At 59.1% G+C, this 19,695-nt stretch carries 19 protein-coding genes; 7 read left to right on the forward strand and 12 right to left on the reverse strand.

Annotation, left to right across the window (positions count from 1 at the left end):
* Window positions 1-197 precede the first annotated feature (197 nt).
* From NKF26_RS13560 to NKF26_RS13575, 4 genes are all read right to left on the reverse strand, one after another.
* A complete protein-coding gene (locus tag NKF26_RS13560; protein WP_253225619.1) occupies window positions 198-902 on the reverse strand; it encodes a helix-turn-helix domain-containing protein in 705 nt (234 codons plus the stop codon).
* A 101-nt stretch (window positions 903-1,003) separates the two neighbouring features.
* A complete protein-coding gene (locus NKF26_RS13565) occupies window positions 1,004-2,323 on the reverse strand; it encodes an MmgE/PrpD family protein (RefSeq protein WP_253234443.1) in 1,320 nt (439 codons plus the stop codon).
* Between the two features lies 1 nt (window position 2,324).
* Window positions 2,325-2,795 (reverse strand): Rieske (2Fe-2S) protein, encoded by a 471-nt coding sequence (locus NKF26_RS13570; RefSeq protein WP_253225621.1) that lies wholly within the window; start codon window positions 2,793-2,795, stop codon window positions 2,325-2,327.
* Between the two features lie 10 nt (window positions 2,796-2,805).
* Window positions 2,806-3,912: an amidohydrolase family protein gene (locus tag NKF26_RS13575; protein ID WP_253225622.1), complete on the reverse strand. Its 1,107-nt coding sequence runs from the start codon at window positions 3,910-3,912 to the stop codon at window positions 2,806-2,808.
* 176 nt (window positions 3,913-4,088) lie between these two features.
* Here NKF26_RS13575 and NKF26_RS13580 point away from each other — a divergent pair, with 176 nt between their 5' ends.
* The 6 genes from NKF26_RS13580 to NKF26_RS24125 all read left to right on the forward strand — a co-directional run bounded on the left by NKF26_RS13580 (window position 4,089) and on the right by NKF26_RS24125 (window position 8,518).
* Window positions 4,089-4,850 (forward strand): carbon-nitrogen hydrolase family protein, encoded by a 762-nt coding sequence (locus NKF26_RS13580; protein WP_253234444.1) that lies wholly within the window; start codon window positions 4,089-4,091, stop codon window positions 4,848-4,850.
* Window positions 4,851-4,940: 90 nt separating this feature from the next.
* Window positions 4,941-5,894, forward strand: a complete 954-nt coding sequence (locus NKF26_RS13585) for a glycine betaine ABC transporter substrate-binding protein (RefSeq protein WP_253225624.1) — start codon at window positions 4,941-4,943, stop codon at window positions 5,892-5,894.
* A 46-nt stretch (window positions 5,895-5,940) separates the two neighbouring features.
* Entirely contained in the window at window positions 5,941-6,669 is a 729-nt protein-coding gene (locus NKF26_RS13590; RefSeq protein WP_253225625.1) for an ABC transporter permease, read from the forward strand.
* Window positions 6,666-7,673 carry an ABC transporter ATP-binding protein gene (locus tag NKF26_RS13595; protein ID WP_253225626.1) on the forward strand — a complete coding sequence of 336 codons (1,008 nt, stop codon included), beginning with the start codon at window positions 6,666-6,668 and terminating at the stop codon, window positions 7,671-7,673. Before NKF26_RS13590 ends, NKF26_RS13595 begins: the two co-directional genes overlap by 4 nt.
* 1 nt (window position 7,674) lies before the next feature.
* The gene (locus NKF26_RS13600) at window positions 7,675-8,349 is read left to right on the forward strand and encodes an ABC transporter permease (RefSeq protein ID WP_253225627.1); all 675 of its coding nucleotides are present in this window, start codon (window positions 7,675-7,677) and stop codon (window positions 8,347-8,349) included.
* A 40-nt stretch (window positions 8,350-8,389) separates the two neighbouring features.
* Window positions 8,390-8,518, forward strand: a complete 129-nt coding sequence (locus tag NKF26_RS24125) for a hypothetical protein (RefSeq protein WP_256487131.1) — start codon at window positions 8,390-8,392, stop codon at window positions 8,516-8,518.
* Here NKF26_RS24125 and NKF26_RS13605 read toward each other — a convergent pair.
* From NKF26_RS13605 to NKF26_RS13630, 6 genes are all read right to left on the reverse strand, one after another.
* On the reverse strand, window positions 8,490-9,788 hold the full coding sequence (locus NKF26_RS13605; RefSeq protein ID WP_253234445.1) for an SGNH/GDSL hydrolase family protein: 1,299 nt from the start codon (window positions 9,786-9,788) through the stop codon (window positions 8,490-8,492). The two genes, NKF26_RS24125 and NKF26_RS13605, sit on opposite strands and share 29 nt — an antisense overlap.
* 145 nt (window positions 9,789-9,933) lie before the next feature.
* Complete coding sequence (locus NKF26_RS13610) at window positions 9,934-10,920, reverse strand: bile acid:sodium symporter family protein (RefSeq protein WP_253225629.1); 987 nt, start codon at window positions 10,918-10,920, stop codon at window positions 9,934-9,936.
* A gap of 158 nt (window positions 10,921-11,078) precedes the next feature.
* Entirely contained in the window at window positions 11,079-12,608 is a 1,530-nt protein-coding gene (locus tag NKF26_RS13615) for a 2-isopropylmalate synthase (protein ID WP_253225630.1), read from the reverse strand.
* 157 nt (window positions 12,609-12,765) lie between these two features.
* Entirely contained in the window at window positions 12,766-14,178 is a 1,413-nt protein-coding gene (locus NKF26_RS13620) for an esterase-like activity of phytase family protein (protein WP_253234446.1), read from the reverse strand.
* Between the two features lie 490 nt (window positions 14,179-14,668).
* Window positions 14,669-15,268: a nitroreductase family protein gene (locus NKF26_RS13625; protein ID WP_253225632.1), complete on the reverse strand. Its 600-nt coding sequence runs from the start codon at window positions 15,266-15,268 to the stop codon at window positions 14,669-14,671.
* A 104-nt stretch (window positions 15,269-15,372) separates the two neighbouring features.
* Complete coding sequence (locus NKF26_RS13630) at window positions 15,373-16,656, reverse strand: TIGR00341 family protein (RefSeq protein WP_253225633.1); 1,284 nt, start codon at window positions 16,654-16,656, stop codon at window positions 15,373-15,375.
* A 243-nt stretch (window positions 16,657-16,899) separates the two neighbouring features.
* On the opposite strand from NKF26_RS13630, the gene NKF26_RS13635 reads away from it, so the two are divergent.
* Window positions 16,900-17,238, forward strand: coding sequence for a DsrE family protein (locus tag NKF26_RS13635; RefSeq protein WP_253234447.1), 339 nt, complete (start codon window positions 16,900-16,902; stop codon window positions 17,236-17,238).
* A 6-nt stretch (window positions 17,239-17,244) separates the two neighbouring features.
* Here the strand turns inward: NKF26_RS13635 and NKF26_RS13640 are convergent, their stop codons facing one another.
* On the reverse strand, window positions 17,245-17,454 hold the full coding sequence (locus NKF26_RS13640) for a hypothetical protein (RefSeq protein WP_253225635.1): 210 nt from the start codon (window positions 17,452-17,454) through the stop codon (window positions 17,245-17,247).
* A gap of 1,281 nt (window positions 17,455-18,735) precedes the next feature.
* Entirely contained in the window at window positions 18,736-19,569 is an 834-nt protein-coding gene (locus NKF26_RS13645) for a proline dehydrogenase family protein (protein ID WP_253225636.1), read from the reverse strand.
* Window positions 19,570-19,695 lie beyond the last annotated feature (126 nt).

Consider the following 19,695-nt stretch of genomic DNA (forward strand, 5'->3'; position numbering starts at 1 on the left):
GTTCCTACCCAACCCGTACAATGTTAAGTGTTACCTAGTGGCATAATTCTCGTCACGCGTTTCTCATCTCTCATCGAATCGACACTGTCCGTTGAACCAAGGTATCCGAAGCTATCGTTCAAAGAAGCGATCAACGACGGTAAGCGTGCCACTCGAAAGCTCCTATCTCGCGGAGATCAGGTCGGGAATCACAGCAACTACAGCGAATCACCGTCGCCGACGGCGAGATTGATGTATGGGAGGACGAATGCGATCAGCGTTCGTTCGGCTTTGCGGAGGTGGTTCGATGCAGTCGTTTTCGTGATGTCCATCTCCTCCGCGAGTTCTTCGAGCGTCACCTCCCGCGGGATTTCGAAATATCCGTTCTCGACGGACGTGTTCAAAAACTCACGTTGACGGGGCGGGATGGATTCGAGGAGTTCCTGCCATTCAGCACGGCTCGGCATGATCTCCCGGCGAAAATCGCGCGTGATTCGTTCGACCGAGACGCTCCCAAACTCCGAGAGTAGTTCGATCGCGGTCGTCAACTCGTCACGGTCCCCGAGAAGCAAATTGAAATATTCACAGCCGTTTTCGAGTTTCGTCGGGCCGATGGGGAGATATCCCTCGTACATGAGCGCCTGAAGCGGGGTCAGTTCGGTGAGACGACCACGGAGCAGTATCGTCGCTGCGTACCGTCCCTCACCCGTTCGGTACCGTTCGACGACGTCGATGGTATCGACCATTTTGTGTGATCGAATGACTTCGACGGTTCCCTCGTAATCGTTGGTCTCCAGTGCCAGCATTCCGATATAGCGATGGTTGCGGAACGTCGAAGCGATAAATTCCCCGAAAACATCATATTCTGCAAGTTGGGCGGTCCAATCACCCTCGTACCGGACGCGCACCTCCGAGGTTAACATCGTACTGAAGACAATGCGGTACCCCTCATAAGTGCTCTTCGTTACCACATGGCAGTCCCGGTACACGGTTCAGCCACCCGTCGGCAAGGGCTTCTCCCGTTTCAGCGCCACGGTTCGAGGAGCGTCGCCACGGACGTATCCGATCGAAGGTGCCGTTCGGTTTCGTCAATCGCCGAACGTGGGAGCGTTGGAGCGACGAGGCGTCGGGCCTTTTCACGCCTCGTCTCGTCCGAGAGCGGTCGCTCCCGAGCGCCGGGAGGACGGGTAACCCCGGAAGCAAACGTTTCGCGCTCGGTGTCGATTTCGATACGTGCCAAACACTCGCTCGGGAACCGTTCGTTCAACGCTTCCTCGACACGAATATCGACGGAATTCGAGAGCGCCACGATGGCAGAATCCGCCAGCGCTTCCGGTCGATGCTCTTCCTGCGTGAACCGTCCGCGGGTGAGTGCCGCCGCGATCGGGAAGGGATACGAGTACTGTGCCGCTTCCGGTGTGTCCGGCGTTCGCGTTCGAAGGTGTGTCGCCTCTTCGAACGTGAAAACACGAATCGCCTCGATAGTCGTCGGGTCGATATCCGTCGTCTCCAACAGCGACAGCGCGGCCGCGACGCCGGGTTGTACCCATCGACAGCACGGATACGGTTTGAGATACCCCTCCGTGACGTGAAAAACGTCTCCGAGCGAGTCAACGGCGTCGATATCCGTTTCGTCGAAGACCGTTCCGGATCCCGTGAATCCCGATTCGGCGAGTTGCGCCGATACCGCTCCGACGTACGACCCCCATCCGATACCGTCCTTCGTCATCCCCGGTTGCTCGACGCCGCGCATGATGGGTGTCCTGGGAGCGTGGTACTCCGCGATCCCCAGCGCATGCGCCGTTTGTTCTCGGGTGAACCCTCGGAGACGGGCAATGGCCGCACCGGCACCGATCGCACCCCACGATCCGGTCCCGGTGTACACTCCGTCGATCTCGTGGATGGCCAATCCGGCCCGAACGCCGAGTTCGTACCCGACGTAGACGGCATCGAGCAACGCATCGACGGTCGCATCCACGGCTTCCGCGACGGCGAGTGCCGCTGGGACGACGACTGCGGCGGGATGACCTTTCACCTCGCGATGGCCGTCGTCGATATCCAGGGCGTTCGCCGCTGTCGCGTTGGCGAGGGTTGCGCCCTCCGGGTGGAGTTTCGTCCCGCTGCCGTCGAGGAGCGTTGCAGCAGTCGACGTCCCACTGAACCGATCCACTGCGTAGTTACGGACGATATCGATTCCCGCTTGCCGATATCCGGCCGTGATCGCGGCGAGCGTGTCGAGGACTCGAACCCTGACTGCTTGCGTCACTGACGCCGGGGCATCTTCCAACGTCGCCGATCGAACGAACGTGACTGCACTATCCGTGTCCGCCGAATGGTCCGTCATCTCAGAGGTAAACGACGACGACTTCGTCTTCCACGGTGACCTCGTAGGTGGCAACCGGCGGTTCGTCAGCGTTCGAACCACAGGCGCAATCTTTGGCCCCCGATGTGCTCTCAGGTGTATCCGATGAGCCATCGTCAGTCGACTCGACGGTCGCTTCGAACGAACGAGCACGGACCTTGTGCGGATTGAACACGGAACGCCCCGTCTCGATGTCGAACTCCCAACCGTGCCACGGACAGCGGAGGATGTGACCGTTGTCCTCCCAGTTCACCTTCCCGGTGTGTTCGACTGAGGTCGTGCCGGTCACTTTTCCCATACAGAGCGGCGCACGTTGATGCGGGCAATCGTTTTTCAGCGCATAGTAGTCGCCATCGACGTTGAACACACCAACCGAGATACTGTTCAACTCGGTTATCTTTCGCTCACCCGGGGGCAGTTCGGACACGGGACAGATTTCGAATCGCTTTTTCATGAATGACACCTCATTTGGTCGGGATGCTCGCCGGATCGTCCGGGAGCCCGTAGAGTTCCTGTGCGTTTCCGGCCATTACCCCGGCCTCCATCTCCTCGGACATCGGCGGCAGCGCGTAGAGGGGTGAATCCGTATCCCAGTGCGGATAATCGCTGGCGAACATGACCGTCTCCGTGGCGTCCATCATCTCGAGGATTTGGAGCAGATGGTTCGGGTCGTCGGGTTCCTCGATCGGTTGTGTCGTGAATCGAACCTGATCTTTGACGTACTCGCTCGGTGGTTTTTCGAGGTACGGAACCTGTGCCCGGAGCGCTTTCCAGTCCTTGTCCATCCGCCAGAGGAAGTGTGGCACCCAACTGAGACCGCCCTCGATGACGACGAAGTCGAGACCGGGGAACGACGGCAGTACGCCTTCCGCGACGAGACTGACGAGTTGGCCCATCGCGTACGTTCCGAGGAGCGTGTGCCACTCGAAATACGTGCGTGGATACCCGGCACCGGTCGGTGGTCGAGTGACACCGTGTCCTTCCGTGTACGGGTGGAGTGCGATCGGAAGCCCCATCTCTTCGGCGGCCTCGTACATCGGCCAGTAGTACTCGTGCCCGTACGGAAGTTGTGCCGCCATCGGCATGACGACTTGGACGACGCGCGGATGTTGCCCGAGGTTCCGGATCATTTCCGCCATCCGTTTCGGTTTCTGTGGTGCCGCCAGGAGCGACCCGACGAAGGGTCCTCCCTCCGAAAGCCACCGATCGATCGCCCATCGATTGCTCGCAACGGCGAGTTCGGCGGCGTAATCGTCGTTCGGCAGGGCCGTGAGGTTGAGATACGAGTTCCCCGTCAGGATCGCATAATCGACTCCGAACTCTTCGAGGTGCTGTTCTTTCATCTTCGGGATGTCCGAACCCGGATGGCTCCCGTCGTCCGGGATCGCATCCCGTCGGGAGAATTCCGCGACGTTATCGTAGAGGATTTCGGGCGCTTGGAGACCTCGATCTTGGTACTGTTCGGGGAGATATTGGATGATCTCCGATTCGTCTTTCCATCGCTGGTGGATGTCGCAGTCGATGAGCGTCGGTGCGCCATCGGTGGACTGTTGCGTTCGTCGTCTAGTCATCGATTGAAAAAACAGACTTCCGAAGTCCCGTTATAGGTCAGGGCGAACTTGTAACGGGTATAAGTGCCCTCCCGAATCACGACGTGGGTAAAAGCCCTTGAGATGTAGGTGCGAACGGCTACTGTGATCTCCACTCTATCACGACCAATGCGAAGTTCCCGTGAGGTGATGGAACCATGACGGTTCCCCGGGTCGCGACGTGCCAGTTCGAGCCGACGGTCAGTCGACCGGACACGAACATCGAAGCGATCGAGGAATTAGCCCGAAAACTGCCCGAAAGCGTCGAATTCGCCGTCTTTCCGGAGCTCTGTGTGGTCGGATACGATCTTACGGCGGTACCAACCCATCGGACCTCGGTTCCGGGGCCGATTACGGACCGGTTGACGGACGTCGTCCGTGACGTGGGGGTCGATCTCGTCGTCGGCATCCCCGAAGTCGATACCGGGACGGTGTACAACTCGCTCGTCTACGTCGGCGAAGACGGCGTTCTCGCGACCTACCGAAAACGGCGATTGTGGGGCGACGAAGCGAACTGTTTCGACGCCGGAACGGAACCGGTGACCGTCGATACTCCGGCCGGGACGGTCGGGTTGTTGCTCTGTTACGATCTGAACTTCCCGGAACTTTCCCTCACGTATGCACGGGATCACTGTGACGTTCTCGCCGTGAGTGCGGCGTGGCGACAATCGTTCGAACGGGACTGGCGGTTACTGTGCCGGGCACGAGCGCTCGATGGGACGTGTTATGTGGTCGGGTCGAACCACGTCGGGACACAGGCCGGTCGAAAACACGCAGGCGAAAGCTGTATCGTGGGGCCGCGGGGGGATATCGTGTCGAAGACGACCGACGGGAGTGCTGTCGTTTCCGCTCCAGTAACGCCGGAATCCCTCACTCTGGCACGCGAAAAGAATCCGGTGTGGAATAGTCGGCAGTGTTGATGAGTCAGGAATAGACTAATCCGTCGTTGCTTATAAATGATGAACTAGTACGGGTCAATTATTAGGCCCCTCTTTGTACAAAGACGGGGTATGCCACGGTCAGTCACACGAAGGAGATACCTGAAGGCAGGTGGTGGTCTTGCCGGCACGGCAGGTGTCGGAGCGCTTTCGGGGTGTCTCACCCTCGCGACCGAACTCAAGGGAGGGTCGATCAAAGTGAGTTCCAAACGGTTCACCGAACAGGAAGTTCTCGGATACATCGCGTACGAGGCGCTCTCCTCGAACACCGACCTCCCCATCAACGATCAGATCGGTCTCGGTGGGACGACGACGAACTTTCGCGCACTCGACTCCGGAGAAGTACAACTGTATTGGGAGTACACCGGTACAGCGTGGCAGACGCTCCCGCCACAACACGATACGGTTATCTCCGACCCAGGGAAGTTGTATCGAAAAGTGAAAGCGGAGTTCAAACGGAAGCACGGGTTGACGTTTCTGCAGCGTGCCCAACTCAACAATACGTACGTCATCCTCGCGAATCCGAACTGGGCGAAGAAGACGGGCGTCGAGACGCTGTCCGACTTCGCCGATTTTCTGGGGAACGACGGATCGAATCTGACCGTCGCCCTGAACGCCGAATTCCAAAGTCGGGCTGATGGCTGGCCGGGCCTGAGCAAACATTATGGATTCGCGGACGACCTCGGAAACGTAACCGTGGACAACATCGGTTCCGGACTCCTGTATCAAGTCATCGGGAAGGGGTCCGCCGACGTCGGCGTCGGATTCAATACCGACCCGCGGATCATCCAGTTCGATCTGCAAGTGCTCGAAGACGACAAGGGCTACTTCCCGGTGTACAACGCCGCACCACTCGTGGACAGCGAGACGTTGGAGAACCATCCCGAGATTCGATCGCCACTGAACGAGGCCAGTGACGGCCTCACGACGGATGTGATGCGGCGTCTCAACAAGCAGGTGGCGATCGCGAAGAAGAACCCACAGACGGTCGCCAAGGAGTACTTACGACGGAAGGAGGTCATCTGAAATCATGTTCGGTATTCAATCTACGGTCGCACACGCTGCCATCCCAATGCTGATCGAAAGCTCCGTGGACTATCTCTCGAAAAACGGATCGCTCCTTTGGGAGCTTTTGATCAACCACATCATCGTCGTCGTCGACTCGGTGTGGCTTGCGTTGTTGATCGGTGTGCCACTCGGCACGCTCGCGACGTTCGACGACCGACTCGGGAAAGTCATCCTCTGGACGGCAGGGATACTGATGACGATACCGAGCATCGCCCTTTTCGGGCTGCTCATTCCCTTCGTCGGTATCGGAAAGGTACCCGTCGTTATCGCACTGGTACTCTATGCACAACTCCCCATCGTCCGGAACACCTACGTCGGGCTTACGCAGGTCGATTCCGCGACCGTCGAAGCGGGGAAAGGGATGGGAATGACGCGGCGACAGCGACTCCTGCGGATCCAACTCCCACAGGCGCTTCCCGTCATAATGGCCGGTGTCCGCAACGCGGTCGTTATTCTCGTCGGTATCGCCGCGATCGGCGCATACATCGGCGCGAACAACCTCGGCGACCCGATTTTCAACGGGATCAGCGAGGCCTACCCGGCGGCGATCATCGTCTCGACGGTCGCCGTTTCGTTGCTCGCACTCGCGTTCGACTACGGGTTCGGCGTGCTGGAACAACTGTTCCGGCTCCGAAACGGTGAGGACATCGAACAGGCGCTCGTCACACGCCTCATTCGGCGGTCAGTAGCACGAACGACGGCGACGAATCAACAAAGGAGACAACAAGCATGATTACATTCGAGAACGTCACGAAAGTCTATTCGGACGAAACGGTTGCGATCGAGGACATCAACTTCGAAGTCGAACGCGGGACCACGACGGTTTTCGTCGGCCCCTCGGGATGTGGAAAAACCACGACGATGACCCTGGTCAATCGACTCGAAGAACCGACCGAGGGAACGGTCTACTACGACGGACGGGACGTCCAGGAGTTGGAAACGGTCGAACTCCGGCGAAACATCGGCTACGTCATTCAGGAGATCGGCCTGTTCGATCACATGACCGTCGGGGACAATATCGCGACGGTTCCGGAACTTCGCGGGTGGGAGCGGGAGCGTATCGACGATCGTGTCGACGAACTCCTCGAACTGATGGACCTGCCGCCGGGAACGTACCGCGACCAATATCCGACCGCCCTCTCAGGTGGGCAACAGCAACGGGTCGGTGTCGCACGTGCGCTCGCCGCGGACCCGGACGTGATCCTGATGGACGAACCGTTCGGTGCACTGGACCCGATCACCCGGGCGGAACTGCAGGACGAATTCCTCGAAATCCAGGAACGCATCGATACGACGATCCTCTTCGTCACACACGATCTCGATGAAGCGCTGAAGATGGGCGACAAGATAGCCGTCTTCGATGTCGGTGAACTCGTCCAGTACGGGACTCCGCGAGAGATACTGGAAAATCCCGCGAACGACTTCGTCGAGGAGTTCATCGGGGACAACCGGACGCTCAAGGAACTCCAGATAACGCCCGTCGAAGAGATAATGCGCCCGGAGAGCGACGGCCGCGGTGCTCAGCCTACCGCTGTCGACGGTGGTGCGGCCGACACCGAAGCCGTGGCTCTCCCGGACGTTACGGTATCACCGACCGATAGTGCGGAGATCGCGTTATCGCGGATGATCGAAACGGACACGAAGGCGTTACAGGTGGTGGATGACGGTGACACCGTCGGTCTGATCACCGAACGGGACATCAGAAACTGGCGAACGACGACCGAGGTGGGTGCGTAGTATGGGCGTCCTCGGAACACTCGATTCGGCGCTCACGTACCTCCTCTCGCACCTCGATACGTTCCTGACCTTGTTGGAACAACACCTGGAACTCGTCCTCGTGTCGGTTCTGCTCGCGATCGTCGTCGCGATTCCACTGGGTATCCTCGCAACGCGGAACGAATCCGTGAAACGAGTCGTGATGAGTCTCGGGAACGTCGCACAGACGATTCCGACGCTCGCGATCATCGCGCTCGTGTTTCCGCTTCTCGGCCTCGGATTCCTCCCGTCGCTCGTCGGTCTGTTCGTCTACGCGCTGTTGCCGATCCTCACGAACACGGTCACCGGTCTCGAAAACGTGGACGAAAGCACGGTCGCGGCCGCTCGTGGGATGGGCATGACGGAGAACCAAATCTTGCGGAAGATCAAACTTCCGCTCGCGCTTCCCGTCATCTTCGCCGGGATTCGAACGAGCGCCGTACTGAACGTGGGAACCGCCTATCTCGCCTTCTTCATCGGCGGTGGTGGACTCGGAGTGTGGGTGATCACCGGTATCTCCCTCTTCGATACACCGCAACTCCTCGCGGGGGCCATTCCGGGTGCCCTTCTCGCGGTCGGGTTGGATCTGTTCTTTGCGCTCATCGAACGACACCTGGGGACCGATTCGGTCCAAGAGCAGACGGTCGCAACTGGTTGACCATCCCTTCTACGACCGAGTCGTCCAGTTGCCGGGGAATATGGATAAAACCGCCGACGATATCCTCGGAATCGGATCGTTCGTGGTCCTCCTCCGGGCCGAATTCGAGAACGATGCGGACGGAAGCCGCGTTCGGTTGCTCACCTCGTGTGTCGATGGGTCCGTTTGAAGAGCGAAAGATCGACCGCGTCGGCCATCGCACGATAGCCAGCATCGTTCGGATGCAGGTGATCGCCGCTATCGTATTCCGGACGGATTCGATCTGGCTGGGCCGGGTCGCGGATCGCGGCATCGAAATCGATGACACCATCGAATACGTCCGTCGTCCGGATAAACCGATTCACCATCTCCCGTTTGGCCTCTCCCTCCGGCGAATCGTATCTGTTTCCGTATTTCGCCCCCCGAGTCGGCGTGAGGGTTCCGGCGAAGATGTTGCTCCCGCTGGCGTGCACTCGTTTGGCGATTTGCGTCAGTCCGGCGATCATCTGCTCGGCGGTTACTGCCGGAGGGTATTGACCGATGTCGTTGATTCCCTCGAGGATAATCACGTCGGAGACGTTCGGTTGCGCGATGACGTCGTGGTCGAGTCGCGCCAGTGCGTTGTTGCCGAACGAAAGTCCCGGGTTCGCATCGTGAAGGAGTCGATTACCCGAGATACCGGCGTTAACGATCGATCGATGCACTGACCGGTGATCGGTGAGCCGTCGTGCCAAGTAATCGGGCCAGGTGTGATCCGCACCCGGCGTCGAGTTGAATCCGTCGGTGATCGAATCGCCGAACGCCACGATCGTGCTCGTGGGTTTCCGCGCGATCACATCGACACCACCGAGGAAAAACCACGATTGCGTCGAGTTCGTGAACTGGTCACCGTCCGCGTCGGCCGTGTGGTTTCCCCGTTGGGAGATGTACGTCGTGTGGAGCGCGAGCGGATGCCACGTCGCGGGGCCAGTAGCGGCCGATGCGTACAGACTGACGGCGAGGTCCTGATCGGGTTCGACGGACAATTCGATGGGATCACTGTAGACGACTGCCCCTGCCGGAATGAAGACGGATTTCTCGCCCCCAAACGTTACCGTTCTGTTCGTCTTCGACAGAACGGTTGCTCCGGTATCGCGGATTCCGACCGTCGCCGCATCGATCGTCACGCCTTTCGTCCCGTACTCGTTCGTGAGTCGAATGCGAACAGCTGATCCTCCGACGCTGGTATGGACGATTTCCCGCAACGTTCGATCCTCGAACCCGGTCCGTGAGAGGCCACTCTGCCCCGGGGGGACTGGCGACCCGCTCCACGCCCCCACGAACCGTTCGTGAGCGCCACCACGGCCGTGTGACGGCGAACCGTTTCTCGGTGAGTCACACGCACCGGAGACGTCCGCCCCGGTCGCACTGATACCGGTCGCTGCACCAACCGCCTTGAGGAATGTTCTCCGTTCGAACATGCACTGAGTATAGCTCTATCCCGAAATAAATTCAATTAGATGAATTATTATATTTTTAAAATTCATAATTGGTAATATACGCCGTTAGCTGACGGTGTCACGGTGACGACGTCCCTCGTTGGCACGAACGATCGAACCGATCCACTCAGTCGTCGGTGGATACCGGTGCCGGGGACGTCGATCCGGCGTTACTCCCCCGTGAGAAGTAGGATGCCAACGCCGGGCCGCTGACGTTGTGCCAGATACTGAATAACGCCGGGATGAGCGCTACGGCAGGCGAGAAGAACGCCGTCGCGAGCGCGACGGCGAGGCCGCTGTTTTGCAGTCCGACCTCGAACGCACAGGTCCGAACCCGCTCTTCGCTCATACCGGTAAGACGGCCGACGCCGTATCCGGACCCGAGACCGATCGTGTTGTGTGCGATGACGGCAACCACCGCGACTGCTCCGGCGCTCGCAATCGTCTCCTGGCTGAGGCCGACGACGGCCGCGACGATGGCGACGATGGCGACGACGCTCACCGCCGGGAACACCTCGATACTCGCTTCCGCGACCGACGGGGCACGTCGGTCGAGGAGGTACCGTAGCGCGAAACCGGCGATCACGGGGATCAGAACCACCTGCACGATGCTGAAGAACAGATCCGCGAAGGTGACGTTCAGTTGTTCCCCGGCGAGGAAGACGACCCACGCGGGCATCACGATGGGTGCCGCGAGCGTCGTCACGGTCGTGATCGCCACGGAGAGGGCGACGTCCCCGTCCCCGAGATAGCTCATTACGTTCGAGGCGGTGCCGCCGGGTGCCGCCCCGACGAGGATGGCACCGAGGGCGAGTTCCGGGGGAAGCGAGAGGGCGAGGACGACGAGGTAGGCCGCCGTCGGCATGATGATCCACTGGGTGAGCGCACCGATGATGACGTCACGCGGTCGGTCGAAGAGGCGCTCGAAGTCCGCCGGTTGGAGCGTGATTCCCATCCCGAGCATGATGATGCCGAGAAGGGGGGTGATGTACGGACCGATCCACGTGAAAGCCGGTGGAACTACGAACGCGATAGCGGAAAACGCGAGCACCCAGACGACGAAGTAGCGGTTCGCGACAGCGCTCACACGTTTTGCGACGTCCAGACTGCTCATGGTATCTCCTGGATATTCGATGGTCGTTTTCGATTCATACCCTGCGATTTATTGTCGTGGGTTTATTCCTGCCGAAACGTCTCAAAATTGCCGGCAGTAGTCACACGAACGAACGACTTGTTGATCGTCCGATTCGGAAAAAGGTGTCCTTGGAATCGTCACTCGGCGACCGTGATGGCCCGCCGATCGGTTTCGAGGAGCCGATTGAAGGCGTCGAGCATGGCCGTGACGCTCGCCCGAGTGATGTCCGCATCGCTCGCGTTCACCGACACCGAGTGGTCGTTGTGTGACACCTCGACTTCCACGGTGACGAGTGCGTTCGTCCCACCGGTAATCGCGTCGACGTGATACGATTCGAGCGTCGCGTCGATGTCGAGCGCCTTTCGAGTGGCGGTGATGGCGGCATCGACGGGACCGCTTCCGACGCCACTGGCAACGTGCTCCTCGCCGTCGACGGCCAGTCGAACGCTCGCGGTTGGTGTCGCTCCTCCGCTAGTGGCGGTTAGATCCCGCAGTTCGATCGGTCGGTCGCGTTCACGACCTTGTACCTCGTCGGCGATGGCGAGCAGGTCGGTGTCGGTGATGCGTCGGCCTCGCTCGCCGATGGCCTTCACTCGCTCCACGATCGTGTTGAGTTCGTCACCCGACACGCTGACGCCGTGTTCGTCGAGTGCCGAACGGACACCCGCCCTTCCGGCGTGTTTTCCGAGGACGAGTCGGCGTTCACGACCGACGGTATCCGGCGGGTACGGTTCGTACATCGCCTCGTCCTTGAGCGTCCCGTCAGTGTGGATGCCGGACTCGTGTGCGAAGGCGTTTTCGCCGACCACGGCCTTGTTCGGTGCGAGCGGAACGTCGGTTGCCGTTGCGACCGTCTGTGCGAGATCGTACAGTCGTGCGGTTTCGACCGTTTCGATATCGTACCCGTGATCGAGCGCGACGGCAACCTCTTCGAGTGCGACGTTACCCGCCCGCTCGCCGATCCCGTTGACGGTCGCGTGAACGAGATCCGCTCCAGCCTCGATGCTCGCGAATGCGTTCGCCAGCGCCAACCCGAGATCGTCGTGGGTATGGGTGCTCGTCGGACCGAGCGGAGCCAACCGTGAAACGGCGGCCGCGGCCCCTTCCGGGGTCGCATGTCCGACCGTATCACAGTAGCAGATTCGGTCAGCACCGGCCTCGATGCCCGCGCTCATCAATCGTTCGAGGAAATCGAGGTCGGCCCGTGAGCCGTCCTCACCGAGGACTTCCAGCCAGAGACCGTGATCCTTGGCGTATTCGGTGAGTTCGACAGTCGTTTGAATCACTTCGTCGCGCGTGGTCCCGACCTTTCCCTCGATGTGGCGGTCGCTCGCGGGAACGACGAGGTTCACACCGTCGACCCCGCAGTCGAGCGCGAGATCGATGTCGTGTTTGACGCCGCGGGCGAAGCTCGTCACCATTGCGTCGAGGTCGAGGTCGGTTACCCTCGAAATCGTCTCTCTCTCACCTTCTCCGGTGCAAGCGCTCCCGGCTTCGATGACACTGATGCCAGTCGCATCGAGCTTGCGGGCAATTTCTGCCTTGTCCGTCGGCGTAAGCGAGATTCCCGGCGCTTGTTCGCCGTCGCGGAGCGTGGTATCGAGGAACTGTACGTCAGAATCAGATAGTGGGGTTAGTTCGGGGGAGCCCCCGAATAAATCGATCACTGGTCATGATATCCACTTTGGTGTGGTACTCAGACGCATATAGTCTGTTCGAGATGGGCAGATATTGCAACCAGTCGCGTGGGCATGCCGTCTCCGGTGCCGAGAGGACGAGTGATGCCGACGCTCTTCGAGAAATTCGCAAATCCGGACTGATCTCCTACAGAGATCGGTGGTGACGGACGCGGACGACTTGCGGGGTCGCATCGCCGAGTCCGAAGTCGCTGTCGTTCATCAGCACGAACTCCCGGTCGTCGAGGATGGCGACACCCTCGATCTTCGACGGGAGGCCGTCGTAGTCGTCAGTGTCGAACGCGAGGTCCTTCGGGACCGCTTCGACGCCCGCGTCCGCCAAACCGGCAGCGTCGAGCGATTCGAGCGTCGGCGTCGTATCTACGTCGTCGAACGCCTCGGGCACCGTCGAGACGCCGTCGAGATCGACTCGGTAGAGTTTCATCGTCTCGCTCACGCGTTCGAGGACGAGCAGGGTCTCCTCGCCGAGAACCTTGAGTTCGCTGACCTTCACGTCGTGCTGGTCGGGCGAACCGTCCGCGTTGTCCTTCTCGAACGTACCCGGAAGATCGAGTCGGTAGAGGTACTCGTCGGTGACCGATTTCGAAGCGAGATCGAACCGGAAGATACGGACGTTCCGAGACGTGTTCGACGTGTGGACGTCCGGGTTTGCAAGCGGGCTCTGGAGCGCGAAGAAGATCGCGCTCTCGTCGGGCGTGACGCCGAATCCTTCGATCCCACGGTTGAGCTTTCGGCGGCGAATGATCGCCGGGAGGTCGCCCGTCACGGGATAGGTGGCATCCGCGAGGTCGGCGTCCACGCCCGCCGGGACGATACGGTCGAGTATCCTCCCGTCGGCGGCGACGTGTGCGAGGCTCGGTGCGTACTCCTCGGTGATCCAGAAGGTACCATCGGTGAGTTGGGCGACCGCTTCGACGTCCATCCCGTTCGGATCGTACGGGATGCGTGCCCCGTTCATCGAGTACGCGACCTCGGTGGCGGTCACGGTCAACGGGTTGCTGATGGCGGTGATGTCGTGTCCGTCCGTGTCCGCGAGCGCGATTGTGTTCACGACGCGTGGCGTTCCGTGACCGAGTTCGATCTCGTAGATCGACGGCGTATAACCGGGGTTCGTGAATATCTTCCCGCCGGACTGGTCGCCGAAGAACGAGGGATCGAGGCCGGTAACCTCCTTTGCATCATCGTGGTGGATGTTCGGTCCGCGGTCGCCGACCGCGTAGAAACGATCGGTCGATCCGTCGGCAGGAGCGGCGGCCCCACTACCGGGACTGACGAAGAGGTCGAGCGTCTTCCCACGAGTCGAGCCGTTTCGGAACGTGACGTGTCCGAGCGACAGACCGGACATGTCGAGCGATGTGACCTCGACACGGGCGTTCGTTATTCGACCACAGTTCTCGTCGTGAGTGTTGCCGTCGTTTCCTTTCTTCTTCCGCTCGTGGTGGTCCCGGCCCCAGCTCCGGAGTCGATTTCCGAAGACGCTGTACGCACCGGTCAGTCCGATTCCACCGAGCATCCGTCGCCGCGTGGTTTCTTCGCGCATCAAATCGGGAGAGCCGAAGAACACACATGTAAATATATATTTTCCGAATATAGGAATTAAGTGGCTAACTTTGACAACGAAGGTGTTATAGAGCGGTTCACACCACCCGTGCCCGAAATCTCCCGCTCGCTGGGCGGCGATACAATCCACTGCCGTTATCTACTGCTAACTCTGAGGGCAAGTGTGAACGCCCCTAAACCGTCTTTTGACGGTGAACCAGATTTGGTAAGTAGTGGGTACCGAATAACCGTCGATAACGGCCGCGATTCGTTCTTTGCGATCTGTATCGAGGAACCCGATAGCGAGACGGCGTGGATCATGTCGGATACCGTCCGATCGTTGGAGCGGATGCGATGAACTACCGTCCGTGGAGATGCTTCGGCGAATCCCTTCAACGTTGAATCGGTATCAGTTCGGCGCGACACGGTGTTCCGCTACCCATCGAAAGGTCGTTCGGACACGATAACGCGACGTTCGTCGGCAGACTTCCTCAGCGGAACGGATCGTTCCAACTGCCGCCGTGGACGAGTTCCTCGACGTCCTTCCGTCGTCGGGTATCGGCGGAACTCTCGATCCGGTCGTCCGTGGGATGACCGACGACGATAGCGCCGATGGGATCGTACGCCTCGGGGACGTCGAACGCGTCTCGGAGCGCCGACCAGTCCTCGGTGGGGATGCCGAAAAACAGTGCTCCGAGTCCTTCGGCGACGGCGGCGTGGAGGACGTTCAAGGCGGCCATCCCCGTGTCGATATACCAGTACGGCACCGGCCAGAACGACTCGTCGCGGTCGGTTCGTCCCTTGTCCGGTTCGGCGTACCTGTCGAGATAGACGTCCTTGCAAGCGAACGGCACCACCACGAGCGGTGCCCGGCGGACGCGCTCGGGTTGGGGGTTGTGTTCGTTGGTCGCCCAGAAGCGCTTGCGGTCTTCGGGTGACTCCAGTGCGATGAAGGAGAATCCCTGACTGAATCCGGCCGACGGGCCTTGCAGTCCGGCGGTGACGATTCGCTCGACCGTCTCCGCTTCCAGGGGGTCGTCACGGAAGTTCCGCACCATCCGACGACGACGGATGACCTCGTAGTAGTCCATGTGAGACGGGTACGACACTGGCCGCTATAGTACTTGTTCGCACCGAACGGGGCCAACGAGTGTAACCGGATTGGACACGAACGGTCGCCGATTTTCGACCCGTGTCAGGTCGAATCCTGTCCTTGTACTAACTCGACGTGTACGACGACTTCGTGTCCGGTCGTTTTCGTTAGCCGCTCATCGATTCGCTGTGCGACGTCCGGTGGTATTTGCCCGTTCGGCCCGTACGACACGACGACCGTCACGTCCGCTGGATGGCCGAGGAGGACCTCGTCGATATCGTAGTTCACGGTCGCTTGCTCGAACTCCAGGTCACCGAATTGGCCGCTGTTGAACATCGCCTTGACCTCCGTATTGACGTCGGTCTTCACGGTTCCGACTCCGAACGACGCCCACGTTACGGTGCCGAGGACGACGGACAGGAGGACGAGACCGACAACGACGGTTGCGATTCGAGTACGAACGGCCCGTCGGGCCTGAATCTCGTGTTTTCCTTTTTCGGGGCGATACCCCGCAAGCCACAGCAGAATGAGCGCCGAGAGGTTTATGGCGAGCAAGTTCACCAGCACGAGAACGCCAGCGGTGAGGACGATTCCGGGATCACCCCACGCGAGACCGAGGCCCGCGGTGGCGGCAGGAGGGATGAGCGCCACTGCGATTGCGACACCGACGAGTGACGACCCCGCTCCCCGGATGACGCTCACCGCTCCGGCGACACCCGATCCGAGTGCCAAAAACAGCGAGAGGAAATTCGGCGAGGTGCGTTCGAGGACCTGCGGAATCGTTCGAATATCCGTCGGCGGGAGGAAGACCGTCTCTTTCAACAACAGGCCAAGAACTGCGGCAGTCACGATTGCGGCAAGTAAACCGGTTACTTGCAATCTCACGCCCCGTTTCGTCATATCATTGTCCGCGAGGACGGCCCCGACGCTGGCCGAAATCGCCGGTCCCATGAGCGGCGCGATGACCATCGCCCCGATAATAGTCGCCGCGGAATTGAGGAGCAACCCGGTCGTCGCTATCAGCGTGCTCACGATGAGGAAAATGAAAAACGTGGAGGATTCGGGGGCCAGGTCCTCGGCCCGGGCAACGAGTTCGTCACGCGAGATACGGTACCCCCGATACCGGTCCTTGAGCGCCCCGATTCGTTCGGAGACCACCGTCTCGGTCGGCATGACGAGAGTATACGATTTCTCCTTGATCCCGGCCGCGTACAGACTATCGAGCACGGGTTCGACGCCGGAGTCGGGGACCGGAAACGAAACGAGCGCTTCGAAGTCGCCGCGACCGGTTTCTTCCCAGACTGCATAATCGATCCCCTCCTCGTCGAGCGCCGCAAGGACGTTCGCTCGGTCCCCCTCCGGAATGAGAACTTGGATGAGACGCATACATCTGTTACGCGCCGTGCAATATATACGAATTCCTACACATATATCCAGTATCGGTCCCCGGTTTGGGTTTCTTATTCGAGAGAGAATTCCGATTCAGGGGTTCAGAAATCATCATCTTCGGACGGGGGTCATTGGTCGGTAGTTTCCACGGCCCGTTCTCTCCGATAGGTGGTATCGTCACAACGCCCCCGTCTGGGCGAAATCCCGTCTCTTTTTCCTCGTTGCCGCATCCTTGCGTACATGAAATCGGTATTCCATCACTCGAACGATGATCCCGAACGACACGATCGAGTCCTCGGTAATATAGCCAACCTGATCGACGATGACACGATTTCCCTCGACGCCGTCGTACTCGTCGCCAACAGCGGTGGTCTCTCGCTCCTTCTGAAGGACTCTCCGTATCAGGAGCGAGTAGAGACCCTTCTCAATCGGGGGGTCAGTTTCAAACAGTGTCACAACACGATCGACGGGACTGACATCACCGGCGAGGACTTGATCGATGGCGTCGAACTCGTCCCCTCAGGCGTTGGCGAACTAACGCGGCTTCAACACGAGGGATACGCCTACATCAAGCCGTAAGCCAAATCAGAGTCGATCCGTATCCGAACTACTCGATTCCCTGTAGAGTTGCCAGCCGATGAGTACGAGCACCACTAAGAAGGACAGCGCTGAGATGATGGCCATAGCACCACCCTCCCCTCGGGCAATACGAAGGGTCTGAATACTGCCGGCGATACCCGCCGCTCCGGCGATACAGACCTGTTTCCGTCGGGAGGTTCCGTCAGTGTGGTTCATAGAACTACAATCTGTCGTGTTGCCAAATCCCTTGTGGGGTGGTGTATCCATGGAAGAGGTGGTGAGGAAGAACGCGCCCACGGGTGGACCTTCTCAAGATCTCTCCTCGTGTGTTCCAAAATAGAATTCCCATATTTTGTGGGTAGCTGGAACGCACTCGTACGCGAATATGTGCCATCGAACCGCTCACGGACGAACCGTTGCAAACGCGGCCCAACCCACTCTTCAGCATCGTATCCGACGTTTTCCGGTGACTTACGTCGTCGGTGAGCTATCGATGCATTTTCTTCACGACCGAGTATTGACGGGAGACGGGACGAACCGTGGTAATGGCCGCCTTTCGGGCAGTTTCCTCGTCGTATCGTCGACTCCAGAGGTAATCCGTTTTTGAGGGAGACCGTACCAATCGGTTACAGCCGTCCGTCTCCCTATTTGTACGCAATCACGATCAGGAATCGCATTGCTGCGTCGATCACGTCAGCCTCATCGGGTGCAATCCGGAGGTCAGAACTCGGTTCTTCGGGTGTCTATCGGTGATGGTGACGCCAATGACGTGTAAAAACATTCGGAATAATTAGCGAAAGAGATTCGGGATTCTCTAGTTTATTTAAATACGATCCTCGTCCTTCTGCTGTCGCGTAGGAAAGTCATAGGACGTGCAATTCGTGTTCAGAACCGCCTCGAATTCGAGAGTTTACGACCCCAATTGGTTTTGCTTTGTACTAATCCGATCCATGTGGTGGTACGTATCCACAATTTTCGCATGACCAGGTTCCGCAGTCCCGAACGATGCCGCTTGAATCACAACGATTACATTTGTAACGCATCGATTCCGACTTTGGTTTCGTCAATCATAAAATTATCTGTCGACAGTTGTCGTAATGTGGGTGGATGGGTACCGAACCGACTGAAATGGATGACTTCCAATACTATCCTCGCTGAAATCATTTATTAATAAACGAAATATCTTGTAGACTCCAAACATTGTATAATTGAATCGTGAAAACATCAGATATAAATATCACCGCGGAAAGTTATCGACTGTCCGCGATCAGGGACACGATGAACAGACTGGCGTGAAACAGACGTGACTCGTAGTTCAGTGTCTGTCCCATCAAAGCCTCGGTCGAATCTGATCGACTGTCATCGGGGCACTTCACGCCGAATTTTCTGATCAGCAGTGGGCGACAATACCCGTTCGTCTCTTGCCCCTGTCGAATCCTATGGCTCACGGTTTCGAAGGCCGGTCAAGCGGTAGGTCGGTTGGGCCGGTACGCATCGTCACGAGAGGATCGCGCGGGCGGCGAAGAGGAGGTTTTCCTTACGCTCCATGACACGGCGGTAGAAGTACTGGGCCCATTTCCTCCCGTAAGGAACGTACTGAACGACGCGTACCCCGTCATCCGCGAGGTCGACCTGCGCGTCGTCGCGGACTCCCATGAGCATCTGTATCTCGTAGGGCGTGCCGTACTCGTCGTGGAGGTCCCGGGCGAGCGAGATCATTTGTGGGTCGTGGCTACCGACGGAAACGTGCTCGAATTCGCTGAAGAGGTAATCGAGGTGCTCCTCATACGCCTCGTTTACCCGCGATTTGTCCGCGTGCGCAACCGAGGCGGGTTCATCGTACGCACCCTTGACGAGGCGAACGGTGGCATCACTCCGAGCCAACCGCTCCAGGTCGTCGCCGGTCCGTTTGAGGTTCGCCTGGATGGCGACACCCACGTCGCCCCCGTCGCGGTCGGCGTTCTCCACGACGGCGTCGAGTGTCGCATCAGTCGTCGTGTGGTCCTCCATATCGACCCAGACGAAGACGTCGTGGTCGATGGCGTGGTCGACGATGAGCTCTAAGTTCTCGGCAAAGACGCCCGTGCCGACGTCGAGACCGACCTGACTGGGCTTGACGCTGATAGACGCATCGAGGTTGCGGTCATCGATCTCCGCGGCCAGGTGACAATACTCTTCGGTGTCCTCGAACGCGGGCGAGCGCTCGTGGTAATGTTCTCCGAGAAGGTTGAGAATGGCGCTAATGCCTCGATCGTTGAGCTCAGCGGCGTACTCCAGCGCTCCTTCGGGCGACTCGCCAGCAACGAAGTTGTTCGCTATCGGTGGAATCACGTGCACCACTCGACGTTCGGGTGGCAAAAATGATTCTATTTCACCGAATATTGGTCGATAACTGCCACGAAACTCCGTAAAACCATGATGTTCACAATAATAGAACTCAGTTAGTTAGCTGTTCAC

The organism is Haladaptatus sp. AB618 (genome assembly GCF_024136965.1).
Classification (GTDB): Archaea; Halobacteriota; Halobacteria; order Halobacteriales; family Haladaptataceae; genus Haladaptatus.

Bases quoted from the DNA above. Each gene is read 5' to 3' on its own strand.
- NKF26_RS13560 (WP_253225619.1), bottom strand. From the start codon at position 902: ATGTTAACCTCGGAGGTGCGCGTCCGGTACGAGGGTGATTGGACCGCC.
- NKF26_RS13565 (WP_253234443.1), bottom strand. From the start codon at position 2,323: ATGACGGACCATTCGGCGGACACGGATAGTGCAGTCACGTTCGTTCGA.
- NKF26_RS13570 (WP_253225621.1), bottom strand. From the start codon at position 2,795: ATGAAAAAGCGATTCGAAATCTGTCCCGTGTCCGAACTGCCCCCGGGT.
- NKF26_RS13575 (WP_253225622.1), bottom strand. From the start codon at position 3,912: ATGACTAGACGACGAACGCAACAGTCCACCGATGGCGCACCGACGCTC.
- NKF26_RS13580 (WP_253234444.1), top strand. From the start codon at position 4,089: ATGACGGTTCCCCGGGTCGCGACGTGCCAGTTCGAGCCGACGGTCAGT.
- NKF26_RS13585 (WP_253225624.1), top strand. From the start codon at position 4,941: ATGCCACGGTCAGTCACACGAAGGAGATACCTGAAGGCAGGTGGTGGT.
- NKF26_RS13590 (WP_253225625.1), top strand. From the start codon at position 5,941: ATGCTGATCGAAAGCTCCGTGGACTATCTCTCGAAAAACGGATCGCTC.
- NKF26_RS13595 (WP_253225626.1), top strand. From the start codon at position 6,666: ATGATTACATTCGAGAACGTCACGAAAGTCTATTCGGACGAAACGGTT.
- NKF26_RS13600 (WP_253225627.1), top strand. From the start codon at position 7,675: ATGGGCGTCCTCGGAACACTCGATTCGGCGCTCACGTACCTCCTCTCG.
- NKF26_RS24125 (WP_256487131.1), top strand. From the start codon at position 8,390: ATGGATAAAACCGCCGACGATATCCTCGGAATCGGATCGTTCGTGGTC.
- NKF26_RS13605 (WP_253234445.1), bottom strand. From the start codon at position 9,788: ATGTTCGAACGGAGAACATTCCTCAAGGCGGTTGGTGCAGCGACCGGT.
- NKF26_RS13610 (WP_253225629.1), bottom strand. From the start codon at position 10,920: ATGAGCAGTCTGGACGTCGCAAAACGTGTGAGCGCTGTCGCGAACCGC.
- NKF26_RS13620 (WP_253234446.1), bottom strand. From the start codon at position 14,178: ATGCGCGAAGAAACCACGCGGCGACGGATGCTCGGTGGAATCGGACTG.
- NKF26_RS13625 (WP_253225632.1), bottom strand. From the start codon at position 15,268: ATGGACTACTACGAGGTCATCCGTCGTCGTCGGATGGTGCGGAACTTC.
- NKF26_RS13630 (WP_253225633.1), bottom strand. From the start codon at position 16,656: ATGCGTCTCATCCAAGTTCTCATTCCGGAGGGGGACCGAGCGAACGTC.
- NKF26_RS13635 (WP_253234447.1), top strand. From the start codon at position 16,900: ATGAAATCGGTATTCCATCACTCGAACGATGATCCCGAACGACACGAT.
- NKF26_RS13640 (WP_253225635.1), bottom strand. From the start codon at position 17,454: ATGAACCACACTGACGGAACCTCCCGACGGAAACAGGTCTGTATCGCC.